This is a genomic window from Flavobacteriales bacterium (assembly GCA_016712535.1).
Taxonomy (GTDB): domain Bacteria; phylum Bacteroidota; class Bacteroidia; order Flavobacteriales_F; family PHOS-HE28; genus PHOS-HE28.
The window spans coordinates 2,338,910-2,364,742 of the sequence record JADJQW010000002.1 but is presented as its reverse complement, the minus strand read 5'-3'; the positions used below and the strand labels follow the sequence as shown (position 1 = coordinate 2,364,742).

At 58.0% G+C, this 25,833-nt stretch carries 22 protein-coding genes; 16 read left to right on the top strand and 6 right to left on the bottom strand.

Annotated features, from left to right (window positions below; translation table 11 throughout):
- Positions 1-22 precede the first annotated feature (22 nt).
- From IPK70_09990 to IPK70_09970, 5 genes are all read left to right on the top strand, one after another.
- On the top strand, positions 23-220 hold the full coding sequence (locus tag IPK70_09990) for a hypothetical protein (protein ID MBK8227489.1): 198 nt from the start codon (positions 23-25) through the stop codon (positions 218-220).
- 293 nt (positions 221-513) lie between these two features.
- Entirely contained in the window at positions 514-2,085 is a 1,572-nt protein-coding gene (locus IPK70_09985) for a type IV secretory system conjugative DNA transfer family protein (GenBank protein ID MBK8227488.1), read from the top strand.
- 24 nt (positions 2,086-2,109) lie between these two features.
- Positions 2,110-2,865 (top strand): hypothetical protein, encoded by a 756-nt coding sequence (locus IPK70_09980; protein ID MBK8227487.1) that lies wholly within the window; start codon positions 2,110-2,112, stop codon positions 2,863-2,865.
- Between the two features lie 158 nt (positions 2,866-3,023).
- A complete protein-coding gene (locus IPK70_09975; GenBank protein ID MBK8227486.1) occupies positions 3,024-5,768 on the top strand; it encodes a relaxase domain-containing protein in 2,745 nt (914 codons plus the stop codon).
- Positions 5,752-6,141 carry a hypothetical protein gene (locus tag IPK70_09970; GenBank protein MBK8227485.1) on the top strand — a complete coding sequence of 130 codons (390 nt, stop codon included), beginning with the start codon at positions 5,752-5,754 and terminating at the stop codon, positions 6,139-6,141. Before IPK70_09975 ends, IPK70_09970 begins: the two co-directional genes overlap by 17 nt.
- A 37-nt stretch (positions 6,142-6,178) precedes the next feature.
- Here IPK70_09970 and IPK70_09965 read toward each other — a convergent pair whose 3' ends face one another.
- The 4 genes from IPK70_09965 to IPK70_09950 all read right to left on the bottom strand — a co-directional run bounded on the left by IPK70_09965 (position 6,179) and on the right by IPK70_09950 (position 10,629).
- The gene (locus IPK70_09965) at positions 6,179-7,600 is read right to left on the bottom strand and encodes a hypothetical protein (GenBank protein ID MBK8227484.1); all 1,422 of its coding nucleotides are present in this window, start codon (positions 7,598-7,600) and stop codon (positions 6,179-6,181) included.
- A complete protein-coding gene (locus tag IPK70_09960) occupies positions 7,597-9,264 on the bottom strand; it encodes an SIR2 family protein (GenBank protein MBK8227483.1) in 1,668 nt (555 codons plus the stop codon). The genes IPK70_09965 and IPK70_09960 overlap by 4 nt, the downstream gene beginning before the upstream one ends.
- A gap of 257 nt (positions 9,265-9,521) precedes the next feature.
- Entirely contained in the window at positions 9,522-10,376 is an 855-nt protein-coding gene (locus tag IPK70_09955) for a hypothetical protein (GenBank protein MBK8227482.1), read from the bottom strand.
- Between the two features lie 76 nt (positions 10,377-10,452).
- Positions 10,453-10,629: a DNA-binding protein gene (locus IPK70_09950; protein MBK8227481.1), complete on the bottom strand. Its 177-nt coding sequence runs from the start codon at positions 10,627-10,629 to the stop codon at positions 10,453-10,455.
- A 367-nt stretch (positions 10,630-10,996) separates the two neighbouring features.
- On the opposite strand from IPK70_09950, the gene IPK70_09945 reads away from it, so the two are divergent.
- The 3 genes from IPK70_09945 to IPK70_09935 all read left to right on the top strand — a co-directional run bounded on the left by IPK70_09945 (position 10,997) and on the right by IPK70_09935 (position 14,112).
- Positions 10,997-11,188: a hypothetical protein gene (locus IPK70_09945; GenBank protein ID MBK8227480.1), complete on the top strand. Its 192-nt coding sequence runs from the start codon at positions 10,997-10,999 to the stop codon at positions 11,186-11,188.
- Between the two features lie 232 nt (positions 11,189-11,420).
- Entirely contained in the window at positions 11,421-12,710 is a 1,290-nt protein-coding gene (locus IPK70_09940) for an integrase (protein ID MBK8227479.1), read from the top strand.
- Between the two features lie 421 nt (positions 12,711-13,131).
- Entirely contained in the window at positions 13,132-14,112 is a 981-nt protein-coding gene (locus IPK70_09935) for a T9SS type A sorting domain-containing protein (protein MBK8227478.1), read from the top strand.
- A 71-nt stretch (positions 14,113-14,183) separates the two neighbouring features.
- On the opposite strand, the gene IPK70_09930 is transcribed toward IPK70_09935, so the two are convergent.
- Together IPK70_09930 and IPK70_09925 are read right to left on the bottom strand one after the other, a co-directional pair.
- Entirely contained in the window at positions 14,184-14,690 is a 507-nt protein-coding gene (locus IPK70_09930) for an antirestriction protein ArdA (GenBank protein ID MBK8227477.1), read from the bottom strand.
- A 295-nt stretch (positions 14,691-14,985) separates the two neighbouring features.
- Positions 14,986-15,999 (bottom strand): toprim domain-containing protein, encoded by a 1,014-nt coding sequence (locus IPK70_09925; protein MBK8227476.1) that lies wholly within the window; start codon positions 15,997-15,999, stop codon positions 14,986-14,988.
- Positions 16,000-16,630: 631 nt separating this feature from the next.
- Between IPK70_09925 and IPK70_09920 the strand changes: the two genes are divergently transcribed.
- From IPK70_09920 to IPK70_09885, 8 genes are all read left to right on the top strand, one after another.
- On the top strand, positions 16,631-17,029 hold the full coding sequence (locus IPK70_09920) for a hypothetical protein (GenBank protein ID MBK8227475.1): 399 nt from the start codon (positions 16,631-16,633) through the stop codon (positions 17,027-17,029).
- A gap of 105 nt (positions 17,030-17,134) precedes the next feature.
- Positions 17,135-21,457 (top strand): CusA/CzcA family heavy metal efflux RND transporter, encoded by a 4,323-nt coding sequence (locus tag IPK70_09915; protein MBK8227474.1) that lies wholly within the window; start codon positions 17,135-17,137, stop codon positions 21,455-21,457.
- A 12-nt stretch (positions 21,458-21,469) separates the two neighbouring features.
- A complete protein-coding gene (locus IPK70_09910; GenBank protein ID MBK8227473.1) occupies positions 21,470-22,972 on the top strand; it encodes an efflux RND transporter periplasmic adaptor subunit in 1,503 nt (500 codons plus the stop codon).
- Positions 22,973-22,984: 12 nt separating this feature from the next.
- Positions 22,985-23,716 (top strand): hypothetical protein, encoded by a 732-nt coding sequence (locus tag IPK70_09905; GenBank protein MBK8227472.1) that lies wholly within the window; start codon positions 22,985-22,987, stop codon positions 23,714-23,716.
- A gap of 14 nt (positions 23,717-23,730) precedes the next feature.
- Positions 23,731-24,666: a hypothetical protein gene (locus IPK70_09900; protein ID MBK8227471.1), complete on the top strand. Its 936-nt coding sequence runs from the start codon at positions 23,731-23,733 to the stop codon at positions 24,664-24,666.
- On the top strand, positions 24,663-25,079 hold the full coding sequence (locus IPK70_09895; GenBank protein ID MBK8227470.1) for a hypothetical protein: 417 nt from the start codon (positions 24,663-24,665) through the stop codon (positions 25,077-25,079). The genes IPK70_09900 and IPK70_09895 overlap by 4 nt, the downstream gene beginning before the upstream one ends.
- A gap of 18 nt (positions 25,080-25,097) precedes the next feature.
- A complete protein-coding gene (locus IPK70_09890) occupies positions 25,098-25,553 on the top strand; it encodes an MgtC/SapB family protein (GenBank protein MBK8227469.1) in 456 nt (151 codons plus the stop codon).
- 35 nt (positions 25,554-25,588) lie between these two features.
- A complete protein-coding gene (locus IPK70_09885; protein ID MBK8227468.1) occupies positions 25,589-25,828 on the top strand; it encodes a hypothetical protein in 240 nt (79 codons plus the stop codon).
- The last annotated feature ends 5 nt before the right edge of the window (positions 25,829-25,833 follow it).

Below are 25,833 nucleotides of genomic sequence, written 5' to 3'. Positions count from 1 at the left end.
AGCGCTAAACAACCCAAAGGCCATGAGCCTCAACAGTAAAGACCGTCAGCGGGTCTCAGCCATCGCTGAAAGCAAAGGGTACGGCCCGAACTCGGATGGCAGTCGATTGACGAACGGACGAGGTGGCAGCGTCACCTTCTCTGAAACGGGCAAAAGCGTCCGTATCAACGGCGGCCAGTACAACACACCGGCTGGTGCTCGCAAGAGTACCAAATGGTGAGGTAAGCCTCCCCAAACCACGGCAAAGGACAAGGGGCGCAGGTTGCGCCCCTTGTTCTGCCGCCGCTAACCCAGCAGCGCCATGGAAGACCCTCGTTCACATTACGTCGTGGCCGCACGGCGGCACATCCGGTTAGACGATGTGCTCGCCGTCTACTATGGCGATGAGGAACGGGCTACGACCCAGGTCTCTATGGACGCTGCACAAGCAGCGCTCGACCAGCATGTTGCCGGACCACGGAACCGTTCACCGCGCCGCCGAAGGATCAAAGTCCCTGTAACCAAGACAACTCCATGAACCCAATACTCGCGCTTGCCAGAGATCAGCAGGAGCCGCTTTGGAACCTGGACAATCCGTTGCTGCAGATACCGGAAGAAGGTGGCAAGCCCCCCTTCACCTGGACGGTGCGCAACGCTGTCGAAGGCGTGCAGATTTTCGGTGGCATCGGTTCGGGCAAGAGTTCGGGTTCCGGACGTGTGCTGGCGCTGAAGTACCTGTCGCACGGCATGGGTGGTCTTGTACTGTGTTGTAAGACGGACGAACGGCAACACTGGCAAGAGATGTGTCGGCTTACGGGCAGGACGGATGATCTGATAATCGTCGAACCCGGTCAACTGAGCCGCTTCAATATGCTCGAGTACATCTCTGCCGAAGGGGAGGGCTCGTTTGCACAGAACATCGTGCAGGTCTTGAAGACGGTGATCAGCGCGAGCCAGGAGAAGTCCAGTGGCAAGCAGGACGATGCCTTCTGGGAGACGGCCCTAGACATGGTGATGTTCAACATCATCGATCTGTGCCAACTGGCCTACGGCAAGGTGACGCTGCAACTGTTGCACGACGTGGCGCAATCCATGCCGCAGAACGCGGAAGGCCAGACGACGCCCCCGCGCTCGGACAAAAAGGACTACAGCGCCTATGACCGGGCCTTTATCACGGCGCAGCAGAAAGTGGATCGGCTGGTCGAAGAGTTCCGCAAGGGCCTGCCATCGGACACGCTGCAACGCCTGACGAAAGGCGAGCTTGCCCAACAGGAGGACGAGGCGATCCCTGAGTTGCGCCGGATGCAGCAGCTCGACAACTTCTTCTTCGAGGTGTTGAACAAGCTGAGCGGCAAGACGCGCTCTATCATCGACTTCTCGTTCCTAGGGTTTCTCTACGGCCTGCTGCAAGACCCGTGCAACACGCTGCTGTTCCGTCACGCCTCGACTTTCTCGCCGGAGGATTGCTACACCAAGGGTAAGATCATCCTGATCAACCTGCCGGTGAAGAAGTACCACGCTGTAGGCCGCGATTGCCAAATCATGTTCAAGTATATCTGGCAACGTGCGATGGAGGCCAGGGACATAGGCTCCAATGGTCGCCCAGTATTCCTGTGGGCGGATGAGGCGCAGCACTTCCTCCACGCCTACGACGCCGAATACCAAGCGACCGCCCGTAGCAGCCGCATCGCCACGGTCTATATCTCACAGAACCTGCCCAACTACCATGCGAGCATGGGCGGTGATCGTAGCGCCCACCGTGTCAAGAGCTTTATCGGCACGTTAGGCACCAAGATCTTCCATGCCAACGCCGACATTGAAACCAACGCTTACGCCTCCGAGCTGATCGGCGAAGCCTTCACTGAAGAGACCCAAACCGGCGTCGCCGTCGCCGGTGGGTTCAGTGCTTCGGAGAACACTTCTTGGGTCTTGCGCCGAATGGTGCGCCCCGAACAGTTCGTTGGCCTGAAGACCGGCGGCCCGGAAAACGACTTCAAGGTGGTGGGCTACATGCATGTGCAAGGCAAACGCTTCGCCAGCGGCTTCAACCATCACCTCGTCACCTTCCCACAGAACTACACGCCTCTGAAACCCTCACTCACCTAACCAACCTCAAACCCCACAATTCCCATGAAAAAGAACCTCTTCTACCGCGCGAACATGACTCGTCGCAACGTGCTGCTCGACGCGATTTTCAACGCCTTTCTCCGTATCTGCTCGTACCCCCGACTGGTCTTGGAAGTGTTTCTACGCCACAACATGGGCGAGCGCTACTTCGGCTTGGCTTCGGCGATCACGGTCGGGATCATCCTGTTCCTTATCCCGATGTTCCAACTCCTGATCCCGTCCGGTCGATTTGGCTCCGGCCCTTCGCTCGGAAGCGTGATTGGGAACAACGTTCTCTGGTACGCGTTCGTGGCGGCCTATGGGTTCTTCGCACGACTGCGCTACCTGGAAGTCAAACGCGAGCCTTCGGTCTTCGACTTTGCCCGATTCAGTCTGAGCGACGGCTATCTCCTGCCACCCTTCCGCAACTCGGGCTTTAACATCCGTGTGCAGGAGATTTGGCTGGAGCCGCTGGCAGCCTTCATTGCCGGCATGGTGCTGTTGCCCATCGGTCAGACCATGCTCGGCTGGTTGTTCATCTTCTGTGCCATCGTCTATTCGGTGAGCAAGGCGGCTGCCTATTCCAAAGGCGACCACTTCATCATGGACCGAATCGACGAGATGATCTGCAACGAGGACCTCAAACGCGCGCTCGTGGACAATGAAGAGTCGAAACGCGGCATGCGCTTCCGCGCCAGATTCCCGACCAAGCGAGAACTGCGTGAGCAGCTAGCGGAGGAGATGATCGAGGAAGAAGAGCACGCTCCGGAGGTTCTGTAGGGTCGTTAGCACCGCTAAGGGAAGATGTCTGTACGTTCTTCTTCTACTGGCTTTAACGGCTTCCCTGGTCGCGGTTCGCTCCTACCGCGCTCTCGCACTGGCCTTAATGGAGGGCGGTTCTTTCCAGCCAACGCTGCCGACACGCTATACCACCTGCCATGATCCGTATGGTGCAAAGCGTGTCGGCGGCACAGGCCAAGTCCTATTACTCGGACGCGCTGCTCAAGTCCGACTACTACCTCGAAGATCAGGAGCTTGGAGGTAACTTCCAGGGTCGTCTTGCCTCACGTCTCGGGTTACAAGGTCGTGCCACACGCGAAGACTTCTTCGCCTTGTGTGAGAACCGGCATCCGAGCACGGGCAAACCACTCACCCCTCGCACCAAGGCAAACCGCACGACCGGCTACGATGTAAATTTTCACGTTCCCAAATCCGTGTCGTTGGTGCATGTACTGTCCAAGGACGATCATATACTGGAAGCGTTCCGAGGAAGTGTTGCCGAGACGATGGCGGACATCGAAAGAGACAGCAAGGCACGCGTTCGGAGGGGTAAGACCTATGCTGACCGATCCACCGGAGAGTTGCTCTGGATGGACTTTATCCATCAGACGGCGCGACCTGTCGAAGGCCATCATCCTGACCCTCATATGCACGCGCATTGCTACGTCTTCAATGCTACGTATGATCCTGACGAACAGCGGATTAAGGCCGGGCAGTTCCGCGATATCAAGCGGGACATGCCGTATTACCAAGCCTTGTTCCACAAGAGGCTGTCGGACAAGCTGATCGACCTTGGATACGATGTGCGCCGGACGAAGAAGTCATTCGAGATTGAAGGTGTTCCGCAACGAGCGCTTGACCACTTCTCCAAGCGCACGAACGAGATCGGACAGATAGCCAAAGAGAAAGGCATCACCGATGCGAAAGCACTTGACGAGCTGGGTGCTCGTACCCGTTCCAAGAAACAGAAAGGCTTAAGCATGGTTGAATTGAAAGCTAACTGGCGGGAACAGATTGCAGCTTTAGGCATGTCCGAGACCGAAGGCGGCAAGTCCATCCGCTTTGGCGCGGCCAAAGAAGAGAAGACCGGTATCTCCAAAGCCAGCCTTGACCATGCCGTCAAGCATCACTTTGACAAAGCGTCGGTGGTTCCCGAGCGACGACTTCTTGCCACCCTCTACACGCAATCAATCGGCCACCGATCAGCTACCATTGAAGAAGCCAATACGCTCTTCCTGAGCAGTCCTTCCCTGTTGCGAGTTGAAGAGCACGGCCAGGTGCTTTGCACTACCAGGGCTGTCCTCTCGGAAGAGAAGCGCATGGTGGCGTTGGCCCGAAGCGGCATCGGTAAGCTCACGCCACTTTACGCTGAGCCGCCGAAGGTGAAGCTCGATGGGGCGCAGCGCAAAGCCGTTGAGCATGTGCTGACCACACCCGATAGAGTGTCGATCATTCGTGGGGCGGCCGGATCGGGCAAGACGACGTTGATGGTTGAGGCGGTAACGTGGATGGAACGCAAGGGCAAGCACGTCACCGTCGTCGCTCCCACCTCTATCGCCTCGCGCGATGTGCTGCGCGGTGAAGGATTCGAGAAGGCCGACACGGTTGCTGCGCTGTTGCTGAACAAGCAACTGCAGGAGGGTTTGAAAGACGGTGTTCTCTGGGTCGATGAGGCGGGCATGCTCGGGACAAGTGACATGACGGCGCTCCTAAATCTTGCGACCAAGAACAACGCACGGGTGATCTTGGGCGGTGATACGCGCCAACATTCAAGCGTCCAGCGCGGCGATGCCTTGCGCATCCTCAACACGGTCGGCAAGATCAGAACCGCCGAAGTGTCCAAAATCTACCGGCAGAAGAACGCCGAGCACCGCGATGCGGTTGGCATGCTTGCCAAGGGTGACGTTAGGCAAGGCTTCGACAAGCTCGACCGTATGGGCGCTATCGTCGAGATTGATCGTGAACAGCCCAACGCCAAGTTGGTGGACGACTATCTCGATGCGGTTAAGCGCAAGAAGTCCGTGCTGGTCGTGTGTCCGACCAACGCGCATCGGCGTGGCTTGACCGACGACATCCGCGTGAGGCTGCGTGAGGCCGGACGCTTGGGCAAGAAAGAAATCAAGGCCGACCGCCTTCAAAACCTGCACCTCACGGCGGCGGAGAAAGAAGACTGGCAGAACTATAAGCCAGGTCAGATTGTCCAGTTCACTCAGCACGCCCCGGACATCAAGCGCGGCAGTCAATGGGTGATCGACAGCGCATCGGACGCCCAAGTTCTAATCAAGGATGAACGCACCGGTACGACCGTGCAACTACCCCAAGGTCGTTCCAGCGCGTTCGATGTGCTGGAACGCTCTGAGATTGCCCTCGCCAAGGGCGATGCCGTCACCATCACGCGCAACAGTTACGACCGTGACAAGCGGCGCATGGATAACGGACAGATGTTCGAAGTGCGTGCAGTGCGCAAGGACGGACGCATTGAGTTGCAGAGCAAGACGAGCAAACAGGTCTATCACGTCTCACGCGAGTTCGGGCATATCGATCACGCGCACTGCGTGACCTCCTATGCATCGCAAGGCAAGACCGTCGATGAGGTGCTGATCGCACAACCGGAAGCGACGTTCTCGGCTACAAACGCCAAGCAGTTCTATGTGTCCGCATCACGCTCCCGCGAGCGCATTCGCATCTATACCGACGACAAGGAAGGTCTTCTCGACCATGCGCAGCGTCTGGGTGATCGAACATCGGCTTTGGAGATTGCACACCTGATCGAGCACCAGGAGCATGTCATGCACAAGCAGCGTGAAGACCGTTCGGCACCTGAGCCGCATCGCGAACCAGAGCCGACACGTGAGCTCGTTTCACATTCCCGCAAAGACCGCGACTATGAACCAAGACTATAAGTCGCGCTACGGCGAGATGCAGGCGAACGACCCGACCACGCCCGAGCAGGATGCGTCGGACAAAGCGGCGGTCGAGAACTACCCCGCGCAAAGCAACGTGCGCAACATCATCTTCGAGCGCAGCGATGGTCGCCGGTTCTTCTTGAACTACAGCTACCTCATGTTCTGCGACGAGCTTGAGCCTGAGACCTGCATCCTTCTCATCTTCACCTCACACAGCGTCACGCTCAAAGGCCTGCGATTGAAAGGGCTGCTCGATGAGCTGGCCAACCACCTGCCCAAGCTCATCACCGCCACCGATCCGCGCTACAACGCCACCCTGTCGAATGACCAGCCGGTGGTCAACGAGATTGTGCTCACGGCGAATGGGTAGAACGAGTAAGTGACTCCAAGTACCCCAGAGTGCACTGCTACATGAAGAACCTAAGCTGATACGCAGACTTGCCAAGCACGGGCATGCGCTTCATCACTCGCGCTAGGACCTTCGCATAGCCAAGGGTCATCGGCAGAGGGTCGTACAACGCATCATTATTCCAGTCCATTTTGGATAGTGCCAGAATTGCACGGGCCGTATCATCCCAAGGTCCGTGACCAGCATGCCTTACAATCCGCAGTGGACGAGGTGTTCCTCTTTGACCCTGAAAGAATGCCTTACCCTGTGCGATTCCCCTGACATCACCATGCGTCCAGAGCAGAGCTTCTTTCGGCCCAAGACCGACAAGGGTACCTCTATGAACTGGCCATAAGGCCGAAACCCCTTTGCCATCTCGTTCATTTCGCTCAACGCGTATACCCTTCCAAGAAACATCCTCAACGATCTGGATCAGGTCAACAGCCTCACAGAGATACAAGGCCTCCATGCAGCCTTCAATCTCCTCCTTCTTGAACTCTGTTGTCTTATGCACCATCACCCTTCGCGGATAGCGTCCAGCATGCTGGGCACGATAGAGTGCCAGTGATCGCGTCATAACCCGGAACATCTCTGTTCGCGACAAGAACGGATTGTCGCGTTGAACCTCCACATCACGCGCGTCGTAGGCGATAAATTCTAGTCCGGCTCCATCTGAATCGAACACTTGACTGCAACATGTCACAAACCGTGGCTGGTTCGAAGCTGTTGGTCGGACGGCATAGGATATTCCAATATATGCCATTTCTGGATCAGACCCAGCAAGTTTCCAAGGAACACCCCCCGCTTTCGCGTACAGCGCAAGTCCAACGCGCCATGCGACGCTTGCCCTGTCCGGATACGCCAGGGCCTTGTCCTCACGCACCAATTGTATTGGCAACCGCCTTCCTGCAGCGGCGGCCTTGAGATGATCGTGTAAGTCAAAATCCTCTCCTTCACCACCAACGAATCCGCGCTCCCATCGCTTCGGTACGTAGATGAAGAGCACATCAAACTCAGTTCTGCGTGCATAGAGCTGATGAATTGCTCTTACAACGTGCTCCACAAGCACTATGTGAGGGGTAGCAGACTGCTCGAACTCCGCATCAAGGCTTGGCGCCAACTCTACGTGGCATGACTTGCCAGCTGACCTTGCTTTCACCCCAAAGACACCATGAAAGCCCGGCCAATCTGGCAAATAGTCCTTACGTTCATTGGGCTTCAGTGATCCTTGCAGTTCGCGCATCAGAGCAAAGAGCCTATGGCTCTCACCGTAAGGAGTAAGTGTCGCAACACGAATAGGATCTGGCACCCATCCTTTGGAATAAGGCCCAAAACGCACAAGGCCTCGCAATGGATGAATGTCCCGATCTGAATCCCGATCAGGATGAAAGGAAAGTTCGGGTTCCGGTATCCAGAGGTGTGATTCGATCTCGGTCGTCATGCGCTCATCCGTCTTGAGTAGGCAGGCCTAGAAGACAATCCGAAGACGGCGTCAATGCCGTCACCGATGCCCAATGCTCTGAGTTCTTCACCACTCGTTGCAAGGACACCAGACCAGAACTCCATGATATCGTTCGTCTGCCTGTTATAGCGCCTCACCCCACGCTCTCTTGAGAAGTCGGCTGCGGCTGCCTTGTTACTGAGATTGAGACCAGCGAAAACCAAACGCGGCTCAAAGAGCAACCAGACGCGTCCGTCTGCCCAGTCCAATCTCGTCGAAATGCCTTCGACCCAGGTTAGCTCAGGATGATCTGGCACTACCCCTGCCAATGACCCGACCTGCTGTCGTAACGCATTCCACTTTGTGTCATTCGGGTTAGATGGAGCAAGCAAGTCGGAACTCCGCTTGTGATGGTGGACGAATCCGTGTTGTCGGACAAGCGCACGCGTAAGCGCATCCCTTAAGAGACCTCGTTCACCAGAATCATATCGAAGGCGATGAGGCTCGATTGTGTGCAAGTCGAACGCCGTAATATTATACTTCTCCAAAGCCTTCTTGATATCCCTATCGCTGCCAAAGGCTAGCACTCCATCTCTGACTCTCGAAACAATGACATCGACATTGGCCTCGGACATCGCAGCACGTGTTTCCGCAAAGCCACCCACGTCACAAACCACCCGACGACAAGTCGTCGGGACCACTCGTAGCGGCAACCCGTTTAGCTTTACAATGGGCCATCCCCGGTTACCTCCAGGCCTAGGAGGTGGACTAAAATGACTCCGTTCCGAGGCAAATTTTTCCAGTGGAGCCATGTCAAGGCTATCGGCCATTGGTCGAACCAGGTCACGAAGCACTTCGTCAAAATTCTCGACCTTGACCAACGCGGCTTCGCAGCCCTGCTGAAGGGCCTTATTCAACAAACTAACCACTCGTGGAAGTGGCGCACCTTCGCCTTTATGAAGCCAGAAAAGCCCAGCGGGAAAAGCACCCGGTTCAGCTAGCGCGTCTTCAAGTGCTCGCATCACCGACTCATCGCGACCGCTATATCCGACTGCAACAAGGCCGAAACGGCGACAAACATCAACTAGAGTACGCCTGAACAACATGTCTTGGCTCAACAGTTCAGCCGACGTGTTCTTAAGTCGCCGTGAACGGAAATCGCCGTGCAGCTTTACCTCAATTGGCCAACGGCCCTCTCCAATAAGCTGGGCGGCTTGCTCTGTGCCTTCCAAGCCAATGGTTGTGAGCTTCCCCGTTGTATCGAACACCTTAGCGCAAGCATCCGCAACCAGTGGGTCGAAGTTCGTCGTCCATACAAGCCTTGCCTTATCCGCCTTCATAAGGCAAGAAAGGGCGACATGGCCATACGAAGGACGAGCACTGGCCATCTTCCTGTCCAAATAGGTCCGTCGATCTCCTTCGGACGGATAGAGTGTCTCGAACAGTGTTGCATACTCCTCAAGAGAGTCCAAGGCGGGTAGCGTTCCAGACGAATCGATGTGGGCCTGCAACTGGGCGCGAATGGCGGGATTGGCCAAGTCAGAGACGGACTTAAGAGTCGCCTTACGCTGATGAACGAAAAGCTGTTGCTTGAACTCCCAAACCATCTCCCACGCGGTCGGGATTCCCGCCGAAGCCGAGGCGCCCGCTCCGAGCAGCCACATTAGATTGGGAGCGCGGAGACCGAAACGTCGTGTGAAATCATCCCCCTCAATCCACAGGGATAAAGAAAGGTCCCCCTCTTTCTCCGACTCGCCATCCAGTTCGATTGTCTTGTCTGTCATAGGCCTGTACTACTAGTATGCATGGCACAGGATTGAACCCGCCATGGAAGAGGTAAAGTTGCGCGAAAGTTCCTTCTAACAGCTTCCATGTCAGAATCGTGTTTGTCAAGACCTGAGCCAAGAAGTCACTTAGTCACTCACATGTCCAAGCTCATCGCCCTGTGCTTCAAGTCTGGTTCCGTTCCGCATAGCCAGTCGAACGCTTCGGTGGTGCGTCGGCCGCGTTCATCAGCGGGAAACCAACTGTAGAGATGCTTGTAGCGGTAGCCACGGATGTAGGTGGCGGCATCATCGGCACAGGCATAGTCGTGCAGGATGATGCTGTCCTGGTCGAACGGTGTGTCTTGGCGGCTTCGCATCACCGCGTAGTAGTCGAAGATGTTCTTGAAGACGTTGACTCCTTCAGGCTTGTGCTCACGTCCACGGATAAAGCTGATCGCTGCAATCGGCGTCATACCGGCGACGTGCGGGCTGTAGATCGCATAGCCGCCGACTTCGTTCCGGTAACCAAGTGCCTTGAACTCTTCGCCTGTGTCCATGCTGCGCACGTGAATCTGCTTGAACATCTTACCGGCCTGATCGCGGGCAATGCCTTGGCGCATGGCGTAGCGGATCAAGGCACCTTCTTGTAACGTTGTCTTGGATAACAACGTGTAGGTGTCCAATGGTGTGCCTTCTGTCAGGCCGAACAGCGTTACCAGCGACGGATAGCCGATGTTGAATCGCAGCCAATGCAGAACGTCCTCTTCCGTGCCCTGGAAGCCTTGATGCACCAGCCAAGCTTGCACCATCTCGAACGGGCCGCCCTTGCTGCTTGTGCTTGTGTCGCTCCAAGTGTTAGAGCGGTGATCCACCTTCAAGCTGGGGACGGGGTGGTGTGGATTGAAGGGTGAGAGGAAGAAAGCGTGGTCGCATGTTTCTGCGACGGGCTCCAGACCGAGCTTGTCGAGGATGGTGCGTATAGGGATGGTATCGGCATAACAGAGGTTCATGATGACTCCTAATCGAAAATGATGATGATGGGTGCGTTTGCTGAAGTGAGCGAGACACTGAGGACTCGTTCTTCACTTACCGACGTGATGGCCGGATGCGCTCGTCGGCGAAGCGGTTGAGGCTGGACAAGCGATAGCGCACCGCGTTGCCGAACTTGATCGGTTCCAGGTCGTACGCTTTGGTACTGTCCCACACGGCCAATGTGCCAGGCTTGAAGCCCGTGAAGGCCGACGCCTCGTAGCGATCGAGCAGCGGATCGAAGCGATACGGGCATGTCGGACAACAGCCTCGAACTTCTGGTGATCGGCTGTGCTGCGCATCACGGGTTTCAGCGCTGATACGGTCGAGAATGGAAAGCAAAACATCATGCTTGTGCATGGAACGCATGGGGAACTCCTTTGCTGGCGGTGAACATGCCTTTCGGCGCGGAGCCCTGTATATCGAACGCGCAAGAGAGTGTCGCTGAATTCACCCTCAGTTAAAGCGCCTTAAAGCGAGCGCATACGCATGTGTGGAAGTGCGCTTGTACCGTCACCCTTATCGCGTGTTAACGGATGCGGACTGTTCTTGATGGTCGGGCTGATCCTGCTAGGCTGACCTCTTGGAAAGGAGTTCACCCATGGACAAACAAGCAACCGTGACCGATACGATGCTCGACGACGCCTATGCGGTCATGGCACGCATCATCCGCGACGGCGGTGACAAGTACCTGCCGATTTTCAAGAGACTGCACGAGGAGAAGGAGATGCGAAAAGCAACCAATGACCTGAAGAAAGTTGCTTTACACGTGGCCGCTGATATGATACCGTGATCGCACTTCAGCCTGTCACACACTCTTTGGTACAGCCCAGCGCAAGTGCTTGATAAACCTGAAGAACGAGCGGTGCGGATGTTTTTGTGTGACCACTTCCTCTCCGCCAGCCTTTCGGGCTTTTAAAGGCATTTATCACCTTTAAAGGGAACGTGTTTTTCGATTTCGGCAACACCTCGATTACGGCGAGTATAGAAGAGTGTCACGCAAACTGTAACACAGGGTGACATCCATGACCTTTCTTCTCAAGCGCGGCACACGCTACTACTACAACCGTCGGGTTCCCGACATCTTCCGCCATCTCGACCGACGCGACACGGTGCGCGTCTCGCTCCGTACCGACAGCCGCGCACACGCGTGGCGCAAGGCGGTCGCGCTCAACGATGAGGTGGAAGCCTATTGGCAGAGCCTCATCAACGAAACTCTGTTGCACGACGCCAGCCGCTTCGGCAAGATCGTGCTTGTCGCGCATCAGCTTGGTTTCAGTTACCAGCCTATGTCGGCAGTTGCCACTCTGCCTCTGCAACAGCTTGTTGAGCGCGTACTGGCGACGAGGGACGCATCACCCAAGCAAGTTGAGGCTTTGTTGGGTGGCAAAGAAGCTCCACTCCTACCCCTTAGCAAAGTGCTGGACAAGTATTGGGAGTTGGCCAAGGACAAGATCGCTGGCAAGTCTCTCGACCAGGTGCGCAAGTGGCGTCGACCACGTGCCCGCGTCATTGATCGTTTCATCCGGCTAACGGGCGACAAGGAGCTGAAGGATGTCACCCGAGATGACGTGCTTTCCTTCCGAGATTGGTGGCTGGAGCGCATTCGCACCGAAGATCAGAACGCGCTGAGCGCGAACAAGGAGTTCATTCATCTGAAGGGCATCCTAGAACTGGTGTCGGAACACTACAAGGTTGGGTTGGACGTCCCGCACCTCTTCAAGAAGGTCAAGCTCGCCACACGCTTCAAGAAACAGAGATTGCCGTTCACTACGGAGCAGATCATAACCATGCTGCACAGCGACAAGCTCTATGACATGAACAAGGAGCTACGCTGGTTCTTGCTTTCTGCAGCGGAGACCGGCGCGCGACCATCCGAGCTTACCGGACTGATGCCGGAAGACATACGGCTCAACGCGCCGGTGCCGCATATCACCATCACTGACCGTAAGGAGCGTACGCTGAAGAACGCGCATAGCGAGCGCGTGATCCCATTGGTCGGGTACGCACTTGCGGCGTTCAGGGCTTGTCCGCAAGGTTTCCCGCGCTATCGCGACAAGACGGACAATCTGAGCAACGCCGCAAACAAGTTCCTGCGGCAGAACGGGCTGCTTCCTTCCGCGCAGCACTCGGTGTACTCGTTCCGTCATAGCTTCCAGGACAGGATACTTGGAATCAACGCGCCCGACCGTGTGCAAGCGGAACTGATGGGTCACAGGTTCAACCGACCCAAATACGGCAACGGCCCCAGCTTGGAGCAGAAGAAGGAATGGATGGACAGGGTTTGCTTGATGCAACCGAACCAGGTCAGCTAAGCATGTGATTCCCTCCGACTCATTGGAGAACGAATAGGGCGCCGTATATTCGTGTCCACATACAGGCGGCAATGCCGCCGGTCCTTCTCACCGGGAATTACGACACCCTGAAGGAGAGTTGAGGGACTACTGCACAGCGTGTGCCTACATGGGCGCGGGCTGCTGTCGTAGTCCGCGCTCTCAGGCCGTCGTAAGCCTCCGGTGAGCGGCTCGGTGGTGGTTCCGCGCTCACCATTTGAAAGCCGCCCCACACTTCGTCTCCAGGAGCATCGCTGCTCATCCGTATTGCCTCCGGCTTCCCGGTATGGGCAGTGGGCTTCCATTGTCCTTGTCCCATGCTGTTCTGGTGTCGAGCGCTCGTTCCACCGCTTCCCTGAAACCAAGGTCTGATGACCACTACACAACCAAACCCCATCAGAAGATGAACACACGTAACCTCACTACTGCACTAGCGGCACTACTCATCGCCTTCAGCGTTCGAGGACAAGACTGCTCCGGCAACACCGTCACCGACATCGACGGCAATGTCTATCCTGTGGTCACCATTGGCACTCAGTGCTGGATGGCCGAGAACCTTCGCACCAGCCGGTATCGAGATGGCAGCAACATACCCAACGTCACCAGCAATATGGGATGGACGGATGGGATGTTTGGCGTAGGAGCATGGTGTAACTACGATAACGACCCGAACAACGATGCCGTGTACGGCAAGCTGTACAATTGGTTGGCTGCCGGTAACGACAACCTCTGTCCGTTGGGATGGCACGTGCCCACAGATGAGGAATGGATGACGTTGGAGTCGTCTTTAGGCATGCCCGCGAATGAGCTGGAGGTCTTTGACCCCAACCGGGGCGTCGCTCAGAACGTCGGCGGCAAGCTGAAGGCCATCACCTTGTGGGAAAGTCCCAATACGGGCGCAACGAATACGAGTGGCTTCACGGCCCTCCCTACCGGCTACCGCGACTACTTCATGGGAACCTATCTCCTTCTGGACACTTACAGTTACCTGTGGACCGCATCATTGAACGACAACGGCTATCCGTGGAGTCGCAGCTTGGGTAACACCAGTCCTGGCGTTGGACGAGACTACCAGAACCGGCTTGTTGGGGCTTGTGTCCGTTGTCTGCGTGATGGGAATGTGGGCGTGATCGAGGCGCAGCCTGTGCGCTTCACCATCGCGCCCAACCCGACGCGAGGAACAATCGTGATTGACCATGCGGCCAACACGTTGCCCCAGACCGTAACTCTAATGGATGCTACCGGTCGAACGCTGTGGGTGCAGAACATTGCTGTCACCAACCGCATGACTATTGATCTGAGCAGCTACGAGAATGGTCTCTACTTGCTGCAGTTGGACTTCGCCGATGGCACGAAAGCACTGGAGCGCGTGGTGAAGGAGTAAGCCTCACATACACTTCAAGAGAGAAGGGCATCCCAAACGGATGCCCTTCCTGCATGATAGGCGTCTCCACACTACGCGCAACGATAGACAAGGCGCCGACCAGCGATGACCGTCTCGTGGTAGTCCACGCCGAGATCACACGCAATGGCCTCCATATCGAGGTAGTTGCGGATGTTGTCAGGGATGGTTCCGAACAGTCCGTTCTCGACGAACTCCTCCGCCAACTCTGTGAGCGAGTCCAGCTCATAGATGTCCATGTCGATGTCCTCCGGCCGATCCTTGTCGAGATCGAAGTCATAGCCGCATTCACCGACGGCGATGGCGACGCGGGTCTTCTCATCGTCGTCCCAGCCCTCGATCGCCTCAAAGAACGCCCCGATGTCGCCCTGGTGAATGCCAAGCGCATTGAACAGTTCCATGTCAGCGTCTTCACCATCGATGAACTGTATCTCGAACTCCTCCACGGGTTGACCATAGGAGTCCCGCAGGCTTGCGGACTGCTGCCGGTAGCTTTCCAGGCTATCGAAGTAGAAGCCGGTTGCATCGATGTTGTATGGTTGTGCATAGAGTTTGGTCATTGTCTGATCTCCTGATAGAAGGGGTTGCCTGTAAAGCCCCAAGGGAATTTCATGGGGCGCTTCATGAACCCTTGCCACACGGCGAGTGGGGGGTGAGCAAGGGACAAGGCCGAAACCGCCGGAGGGGGAATCACCCGGCTTGCACGAAGCTTTGCTGAGGAAAGTCGGGGATACCGGCGTGCAGCTCGTTAGCGCGGCAGCGCGAAGCCTTGGCCCGCGCAAGGGGGAACACCCTAAAGCGATCTGCTCTTGTCGAAGACCTAGTCTCCACCCGAAGAAACTTCGATGACGTTCTCTAAAGTCTCAAGTGAGTCACCCCGCGAGGAGCGTTCAGCTCACGCATTTGCCAGGATGGTCGGCGTCCGTCCCTCTTGGCCGCAACGTAGGCCGCATTCAAATCCTTGTGGTCATCGAGGTAGTGCGGGGACATGTCGCCATAGATCCGATCACCGAAGGCACTCGCAAAGCGAGCGGTGACTTCCTGACCGGTGCGATCGCTGTCGAACCACGTCAACACACGCTCAATCCCCTGAAGACGTTTTTCGCTCTTGATGTGCGCGATGCCGCGCTGATCCAAGTACGCGCTGTTGAGAACAAGCGCGGCTTCACCCGACCGAAGCCCATGAGTCTCCTCGAACGTTAGAAAGTCGAAGAACCCCTCGAACACATGTAACGTATGGGGTTCTTGTTCTTCGTGACTGTACAGCGTTGTGATCTCCTTCTGACCGATAACTGTCTTGAACTCGGCGTTGAGCCCGCGCACCTCCCAACTGTCCGGTGCATTGGTGGGAAAGCCGATCCCGAAATAAGGCCGTTCGCGTGGCTCGCCTTTGCGCTGATAATAGACCTCCGAGCAAAAGCGCTGGGCGGTTTCAAGTGCGATGCCTCGTGTGTTGATATAAGCCAGGATGGGCGGATAGCTCAGCCGTCGTGTCTCCAAGAGTTCAAAACCCGCTGGCCCTGGTACGAACGGCTCAATGTCAGGTGAAGTCGTCTTCGCCAATTCATCCATGCATATCTCATCACCTACTCCGATAAAACGTTCGAGCCAACGCAAGGCGTCAGATACGCTCGCGCCGTTCAGGTGCGCCTGGGCCAGCGCGATCACATCCCCGCCAGCACCGGTACCAAAGTCTTTCCACGTGCCGCGCTGTAGATGCACAACAAGGCTTGCCTCACTGTCGCCCTTCCGAAGTGGCGAGTGGAACCAGACATCCTTTCCGTCCCAGGCAGTCTTGACCGGCTCGCCAGCCCCGATGGCGCGAAGTACGCTCTCGATGGGAATGGTCTTGGCTTGTTCAATGTTCATGAGGCTTGTCCTTTCCGAATAGGGTTGCGATGTGGCCGTGGTGTTTTCTTTTTCACGGCAAGACAGCCTAGCGCGCCCTCGGGGATTCCCTCGAAAGAGCACTCGCCATTAAAGCCTGTGCAAGCCAACGCGATCCGGTACACCACCAACACCGAGCGTCACGCCTATGGCTGACTGTGGCCCGTTGCGGTTGATCCTAAAGTCCCTTACTTCGCTGTACCAAAGCCAAGCTCAACCAGTCCGGCAAGACCTACATGCTCCATAGGTACTTGCCACGGCGCGAAGGGTTGCCCCACAAGGCAGCCCTTCGTGTTGGTAGAGGAACGAGAAGGAGGTACTAAGCTTGGGTGAGATTGTAAGGGTAGATCAAGACAGGTGGCGGTCAGTACATTTCTGCACGACACCATGAAGAGGACGTACCGCAAGCACAGTGCCGCCTTCAAGACGAAGGTGGTGCTGGAATCGCTCAAGGAGCGCGGGACGACCAGTGAACTGGCAGCCCGCGCAAGGGGGCACTTCCTAAAGGAATCTGAACTGTAGCTTCTTTCACTTGGCCATCGTCTGCCTCTTTAACTATTCGCCACGGTCCATATGGAGGGTGTCAGCCATCCAAGGGGGGAACAACTTCCCCATGAACCATTCGCTCAAGTCTCTACTTTTGCGCCACATGCGGTCCTCTTTCGGTCTCGTCCTAGCCCTCTACGCATTTAGTGCGCTTGAGATGCACGAGTGGCTTCATGTCCCTAGTGTAGTTGCCCATTTTTTGGAGCAGCATACAGGAGAAGAGTTCCACGACCTGTTCCATGAGGAGCATGGTCCTACGCAGCATCACGACGACCATGAACATGATCCTTTCAATGAGGATTGCCATGGCGAGTTCTGCGCATGCGGTGGGCTAGTCGCCCTTTCCCCTGTAAACGGCTCTTTACAGATCGGCGTGGCCGCGCTTACTATCGCTGTGGGCGCCCATGTGATCGATGTTCCACCGCGCGGATACTCAGGTACCGTGTGGAACCCTCCCAAGGCTTGAGTTAGCGCCTTAGCGCGCTTTCCTGCGCCGTGCATTCGTGCATGACCGACCGCCTTGCGGGTCATCGGCGCCTTCTCGTTCCGTCCATTTCACTCAAGCATTCCCATGATCGACAAGGTCATCAAGTTCTCCATCCACAACAAGGCCATCATCGGGCTCTTCACGCTCGTGCTGGTGCTCTACGGCGCGTATTCGCTCACGCAGCTACCCATCGATGCCGTGCCCGACATCACCAACAACCAGGTGCAGGTGATCACCACCACCCCTACGCTGGCCGCGCAGGAGGTGGAGCAGTTCGTTACCTCGCCCATCGAGCGCGCCATGGCCAGTTTGCCCGATCTGGTGGAGATCCGCTCCATCAGCCGCTTCGGCCTCAGCATCGTCACCATCGTGTTCGATGAGGACGTGGACACCTACTTCGCGCGAACGCTCGTGGACCAGCGCCTCGGCGATGCGGCCAAGCTGATACCGCCCGGGGTGGGCGAACCTGTGCTCGCACCGGTGAGCACAGGGCTGGGGGAGATCTACCAGTACGTGCTGCACGCTGATGACAGCACCACCAAGACATTCACCGCCTCCGAGCTGCGCGAGATCCAGGACTGGATCGTATCGCGGCAGTTGATCGGCACACCGGGCGTGGCCGAGGTGAACAGTTTCGGTGGCGAGGTGAAACAGTACGAGGTGGCTGTGGATCCCAAGCGCTTGCAAAGCATGGATGTCACCATCGCTGATGTGTTCACGGCCTTGGAGAACAACAACGAGAACACCGGTGGCGCTTACATCGACAAGCGGCCCAATGCCTACTCCATCCGTGGTGCAGGGCTGCTCACCTCGCTGGACGATATCCGCAAGGTGGTGGTGAAGACCCCGGAGAACGGGGTGCCACTGCTCATCGGCGATGTGGCCACCGTAGGCTTCGGCAGCGCACCACGCTACGGTGCCATGACGCGCAATGGCGAAGGCGAAGTAGTGGGCGGCACGGTGATGATGCTCAAAGGAGGAAACAGCGCCGCCGTGGTGGAAGCCATCGAAGCGCGCATCCCTACCGTGCAGAAGGCATTGCCCGAAGGTGTTGTGATCGAACCGTACCTCGTGCGCAGTTCACTGGTGAAACGGGCGATCGATACGGTGAAGACCAACTTGATCGAGGGGGCCTTGATCGTGATCTTCGTGCTGGTGCTCTTCCTGGGCAACTGGCGCGCGGGCCTCATCGTGGCCAGCGTGATCCCGCTGTGCATGCTCTTCGCGATCATCCTCATGAACGCGTTCGGCGTGAGCGGCAATTTGATGTCGCTCGGTGCCATCGACTTCGGCTTGATCGTGGACGGCGCGGTGATCATCGTGGAAGCCACCTTGCATCACCTGCATTCGCGCTTCAAAGGGCGGATCCTCAGTCGCGAGGAAATGGACCGCGAGGTGTTCAACAGTGCCAGCCGCATCCGGAGCAGTGCTTCGTTCGGGGAGATCATCATCCTCATCGTGTACATCCCCATCCTTACGCTGGTCGGCATCGAAGGCAAGATGTTCCGCCCAATGGCCATCACCGTGAGCTTCGCCATCCTCGGTGCGCTGCTGCTGAGCCTCACCTACGTGCCCATGATGTGCGCGCTCTTCCTGCCGCGCAACACCCAGCATACGCGCAACTTCAGCGACCGCATGATGGACCGTTTCCAGAAGTGGTACGACCCCTTCATCGCCTTCGCATTGCGCAACCGCTTGAAGACCATCGGCGTGGCCGTGGCGCTCTTCATCGGCTCGATCTTCCTGTTCTCGCGCATGGGCGGGGAATTCATACCCACCTTGGAGGAAGGGGACTTCGCCTTCCACAGCATCCTGCCACAAGGCTCCTCGCTCAGCCAGAGCATCGCGAACAATGCCAAGGTGGAGCGGATCCTGATGAAATTCCCGGAAGTGAAGGAAGTCGTGGGCCGCACGGGAAGCGCCGAGATCCCGACGGACCCCATGCCGCCGGAGGCCACGGACCTCATGATCATCCTGAAGGAAAAGGATGAATGGGTAACGGCGCACGACCGCGAATCGCTGCAGGACACCATGATGAAGGCCCTGCGCGAACTGCCCGGTGTGTTCTACGAAAGCACACAACCCATCCAGATGCGCTTCAACGAACTGATGACCGGCATACGCCAGGACGTGGCCGTGAAGATCTACGGCGAGAACATGGACACGCTGGCGGCCTACGCCGAACGCATGAGCGCGATCGTGGCCGAAGTGCAAGGCGCGGGCGAGCCCCAAGTGGAGAAAGTCGCCGGTCTTCCGCAGATCACCGTTACCTATGACCGGGCGCGCGTGGCGCAATACGGCCTCAACATCCGCGACCTCAACAGCACCCTGCGAACGGCCTTCGCCGGTGAGAGCACCGGTGCCATCTACGAGAACGAACGCCGTTTCGACCTGGTCGTGCGGATGGCCGAACAGCAGCGCCAGAGCATCGACGATGTGCGCGAACTCTTCGTGGCGCTCCCGCGTGGTGGCCAGATCCAACTGCAACAGGTGGCCAACATCGAACTGATCAACGGCCCTGCGCAGATCAGCCGTGAGAACGCCAAGCGGCGCATCGTGATCGGCGTGAACGTGCGCGGCCGCGATGTGCAGAGTTTCGTGGAGGAACTGGATCGCCGCATCGTTGCTGATGTGAAGTTGCCAGCGGGCTACTACTACACCTTCGGCGGTACGTTCGAGAACTTGCAAGCAGCGAGCAAACGCTTGATGGTGGCCGTTCCCGTGGCGCTGCTGCTCATCTTCATGCTCCTCTTCTTCACCTTCAACAGCGTGAAACGCGCGCTGCTGATCTACACGGCCATTCCCATGAGCGCCATCGGTGGCGTGGTGGCCTTGCTGCTCCGCGATATGCCCTTCAGCATCAGTGCGGGCGTGGGCTTCATCGCGCTGTTCGGTGTGGCGGTGCTCAACGGTATTGTGCTCATCGGCACCTTCGATCAACTGGAGAAGGAAGGCATCACCGACCTGAAGGAACGCGTGCTTAAAGGCACACGCATCCGCCTGCGTCCTGTGCTGATGACCGCCGCTGTGGCCTCCTTGGGTTTCCTGCCCATGGCCCTGAGCGGAAGTTCCGGTGCCGAGGTGCAACGCCCCTTGGCCACCGTGGTGATCGGTGGACTGATCACGGCGACGGCCCTGACCTTGTTGGTATTGCCGGTGCTGTACCTGCTCTTCATGAGCGCTGGAAAGAAGCGCAAGGATGATGACGGTGGCACGGCGAAAGCCCCGCTGATCGTTGCCTCGTTGCTGCTGTTGTTCGCTGGCGGAAGTGTTACCGCACAGAACCAAGTGCCCATGGATACGGTGATCGCACGCGCGTTGCGCACGCATCCGAGCATGACCGCTGCTGAACTCGGCGTGCAGGAACAGGATGCCTTGCGTAAGACGGCCTTCAACCTGCAACCGCTGAACGCGCAGTTCATGCAGGGGCAGATCCAAGGGCCGTACCGCACGGACATCAACCTACAAGCCACCACGGGCTTCGCCTTCCCCACCACCATCGCGCGGCGTTCCACCTATTTGAAGGAAAGCCTGCGACTGGCGGAGAACGAAAAGTTGAACACATCGGCCTACGTGAAGGAGAGCGCTGGCGGTGCTTACTTGCAATGGGCCATGGGCTTGGAGCAAGTGCGCATCCTGCAACAGCTCGATAGCGCGTACTCCTCCATGGCCGCGTTCGCCACGAAACGTTTCGAGCTCGGTGAGACCGGTCGCCTGGAAAAGACCAGCGCACAAAGTCGCGCCGAACATGTGAAGGTGCGTTTGCGCCAGGCCCAGGCCGACCTGCAAGCCTACCAGGCCGAAGTGGAACGCTGGACCGGCGCGCTCAACGGCGCAGCACCGATCACCGGTGAATTGCTCAACACTGCACGCACGCCCGATCCCGGCGGAGGCAGCGATCCACTGCTGCTATCCATGGAACAACGCACGCAAGTGGCCGAGGCCGAATGGAAATTGCAACGCAGCCAATGGGCACCCAGCTTGCAAGGCGGCGGCTTCTACCAGACCTTCGATGGCAAATCGCCCTTCAGCGGTTACTTGATCGGCGCATCGCTTCCCTTGCCCGGCAGCGGACAAGGCGGTCGCACCAAGGCCGCGCGCCTGCGCAGCGAGATCGCCACGCAGGAACTGGAAGCCGCACGCCGCCAACGCACCAGCGAACGCGCCAGCACGCAAGCGCAACTCGCACAACTGCGCGAGAGCCTCGCGTACTACGAGAGCACCGGCGCTGCCTTGGCGGAAACCTTGCGCGATGATGCGCAACGGGCCTACACCGCTGGCGAAGCCGACTACTTCCAATTCACCCAAGGCATCGAGCAGGCCTTCCAACTCAACGCCGAGCATCTGCGCGTGCGTTACGAGCTCGCCCTCACCGTCCTCCACCTCCGTGCCCTCAACGGCCTCTAAGACCGATCCGATATGAAAACGCAACAGATCAACAGCGCCTTCGCGCGCATCCTGTCCCGCCTCGGCGGAATCCCGCAATTCCTCCTCTTGCTCCTGCTCACCGTAGCGATCGCCTCCTGTGGCGGCGCTGCGTCCGGTGAAGAAGAAGGCCACGGTGGTCACGACGAGCACGGTGAAGAAGGTGGCAGCAAGAGCAGTGTCACCATCGAACCCGTGCAATTCGCCAACATCGAAGGCAAGCTCGGCACCGTGGAGCTCAAGGACCTGAACACCGCCCTCAAAGCCACCGGTTTCCTGAAAGTGCCGCCGCAGAACATGGCCGATATCACCGCTGCCATGGGCGGCACCGTGCGCGAAGTGCTCGTGCAGGAAGGCGATGCCGTGCGCAAAGGACAGCCCTTGGTTACGATCGCCGATCCCGCCATCATCGACCTGCAACGCGACTACATCGAAGCGAAGGCACGCCTTACGTATTCCACGGCCGACCTCGCCCGCCAGCAGGAATTGGCCGACGCCAACGTGGCCGCACGCAAGACACTGCAACAGGCCACCGCGGAGAACGCGTCGCTGAAAGCCACCGTGACCGCCAACGCCCAACTGCTGCGCATGATCAACATCGACCCCTACCGCCTCGATGCGGACGGCCTCCGCAGCTCAGCGTCCATCGTGAGCCCGATCGACGGCACCGTGGCGCACATCGGTGTGAACGTGGGCACGAAGGTGACGGGCGACGCGGCGCTGATGCGCGTGGTGAACAACGGCAAGTTGCACGTGGATGTGTTCCTGTACGAGCAGGATATCGCCAAAGTGAAAGTGGGGCAGAACATCGACCTCACGCTCACCAACCTCCCAGGGCGCACCTACACCGCCAAGGTCTTCGCCATCGGCAGCGCGTTCGAGAGCGAGACCAAGACCATCCCCGTGCATGCCGAGATTACCGGCGAACGCCAAGGGCTCATCGACGGCATGGGCGTTACCGCCCGCATCGATGTGGGCAACGCGAAAGTCACCGCCGTGCTCACCGACGCCATCGTGAACTACATGGGCGTGGACTATGTTTTCATCCGCACCGATGGTGAGGAAGCGCATGTGCACGCCGAAGAGGCCGAGCACAAGCATGCCGAAGGGGACGCACACGACCACGCCGCCGAGAACAAGGAGAGCCACGCCTCCGGCGAGGAACACGCCCATGACCATGATGCGGAACCTGCGCCCAAGGAAGAAGAGGAACAAAAACACGCGGAAGGCGAAGCCCACGACCACGCAGCGGAGAACAAGGAAAGTCACGCCCAAGGCGACGAACACGCGCATGACGAAAAAGCAGGGCACGAGGATCACGCGCCCGTGCCCGGCAGCATGACCTTCAAGAAAGTGCAAGTGAAGCGCGGCACTACGGACGGCGCCTACACCGCCGTCACCTTCATGGAACCGGTGGAAGAGGGCGCCGAAGTGGTGGTGGGCGGAGCCTTCTACATCATTGCCATGATGAATACGAGCAGTGGGCACCAGCACTAAGAATAACAAGCCATGAGAACACTGAATGAATTCGAGCAGGCTCTGGTCAGGAAACTGCTTCTGGCCAACTCGATCGGGATCCCCAGCCTGCCCGCCATGATCGACGACTGGCTCAGGGACATAGATCTTGTTCACACACCCGGCCATTGGGAAATGCACTTCGATGCGCAGCAGTTCCAAGGACAGGTGTTGGTGGACCGGGTTCGCGAGTTCTCAAGTCAGTTGGTGAGTCTGGTTCACCTGCTGCGCGAGTTGGAGGTGAATGGATTGGTCATCCTGTACGACGAATCACCATTTCCGGCCCAAGCGCGCTTCGGACGGCTGGTGCAAGGCAATCAACCCATTACAGCCCAGGTGTATGATGCGCGGGTCAATCAGTTACTGGACGAGACCGCCTTCAGTTCCATCCTGGTGAACCCCGGCCTGATCGCCTATGTGCGCGACGGCTTCCGCATGCCGGATGAAGTGCGCGCTGACAATGATCTGCGGATGAACCGACGCAACCTGAGCATCGCAGCGTGGGCCTTGGTGCTCGGCGTGGGCATCGGCCTGTGGCAGGTTTGCTTGGCCTACCGCGAGGTACACTACGGCAAACTACAAGTGGAGCAAACCCAACAAGTGCAACTGGACTCCGCGCAGTACAACACGCTCCTCCACCGGTTGGATGCAGTAAGCCCAACGGACACCGCGCTGACGCGAAACGATAGCACCGTCACGCGCAAGGTATGCTGCGCGAAGCATTGAACCGAATGCAGGAGATGCAAGACATAGGCGCCCAATACGCAATGGACCGGCAGGCGGACCCAACCGGTTTCCTGGGGCGCGCTCGGCTGCATCAGTCACGGTTCCGCGCGGAGCATCTACGTGTACCCTGCGGCCGCTATGGCAACTACCTGCTGGAGGCCGATGCCCGCAAGGGGCTGAATTTCTTCGACGGCTTCGGTATCCGCGATGCGGTGCGCGAGCGCTACCCCACCTATAGCCGGAACGTATACTCCAACCTGCTGCGCAGTGAACACATCCCATTGAACCTCTTCATTCCGCTGAACAGCGATGATGAGTTCCGTCGAAGGCTCTTCAGTACCTGGCTCGGTTTCGAGTTGAGGCGCGTGGATGAAGTACGCATCGAACACGCCCCGATGCCGCGCACCGATTTCCTGAACGACCGCACAAGCTTCGACGCATACGTGGAGTACGAGGACGAAGCCGGTTTGCGCGGGCTTTTGGGCATTGAGGTGAAGTATACTGAACGGCCCTATCCATTGGGCAAGGGAAGCAAGGAAGACCATGACCTCCTTGATCCGGGTTCGGCCTATCATCGCGTGATGGCCGCCGCTGGTATTTATAGCGAAGGCTGTATCAAGAGCCTTTTGCGCGATGAATACCGGCAGATCTGGCGGAACCAATTGCTCGGAGAGAGCATCCAGCAGCGCTTCAAAGACCAGTTTGCCTGCGCTACGCTCATGGTGCTCTATCCAGAAGGCAACAGCCATGTGGCGAATGCTTGCGCAGGGTACAGCACCTTTCTTGTGCATCCGGAGCACACGTTCAAGGCGCTCACCTACGAACAGTTCCTCCTCGACCTGCGCAAGCACGCCACATCTACTGCCTTCGCCCCTTGGGCGAATTACTTGCACGACCGGTACATCGTTCACCCGGATCCCACCAACGATCGAACCCCGACAAGTCCATGAAACACATCCTCCTTCCCTTAGTGCTGCTCACAGGCGCCGCGCTCCATGCCCAACAACCCACCTTCAAAGCCCCGCACGGCGGGCAGCTCGTGCGTTCCGAAGCGCACTGCATCGAAATGGTGCTGCGCGGCGATGAAGCGCTCTTCTACCTGCTGGACACTCTGGGGGCCTCCGTTCCCGCATGGGGCGGCGTGGCCTACATCCGTTTCGCTGACCAGAAGACCGCCAACCCAGTCTTCGAACCGCTGAAGGACGGCGGCTTCCGCGTGGTGCTTACCAACCCCAACGCCTTCACCGTGGTGCCCAGCTTCAAGACCGGCAACGGTTTCGCGAGCGCTGAGATGAGCAGCGGTCCGCGCATGAGCGTACCTCCGGTGCAACAGCACAACGCCGACGACGGCCATGGACACTGACCCATGGAGATCCATCCGATCGACATCCAAGAGGAACTGGTCATCGCCAGTAAGCTGTTGATAGCGGCCGTGCTGGGCGCGGTGGTGGGGTATGATCGCGAGCGCCACAGTCGCGACGCCGGTCTCCGCACTTACGCCAGCGTGTGCGTGGGCGCGGCGCTCTTCACCAGCATTGGTGGGCATTTGGAGGATGTGGCCGCCACCTCCCGCATTGTGGCCAACGTGGTCATGGGCATCGGTTTCCTCGGAGCCGGTATCGTGTACAAGGATGCGAACAGCGGTTACTCCAAGGGCCTTACCACGGCCGCCACCATCTGGTGTACCGCCGCCATCGGCGTCGCCGTGGGCCTCAACATGTTCGTGATTGCCGCCGCTGGCGCACTGCTGGTATACTTCCTCATCAGCCTGCATCACCGCACCTGGTACGTGCGCTGGAAACAACGCATCAAGGACAGCACCAACAACAACGACTGAACATTTCACACCAACAACCCAAAACCCAAATCAACATGAAACGCACGCTTATTCCCCTCTTCGCCGCCGCATTCCTTTTCGCCTGCGGTGCGCCTGCTGAGAATGCCAACGATACCGCCAAGGAAGGCACCCACACCGAAGGTGACGGCCCCGACCACGCCGCCGAAGGTCACGACGAGCACGAGGGCCACAGCCACGACGCCGGTCACGCGCACGAGGAGGCTGCGCACGATACCACGGCGGGGCACAGCCATGACGATGGACATACGCATTGAGTAGC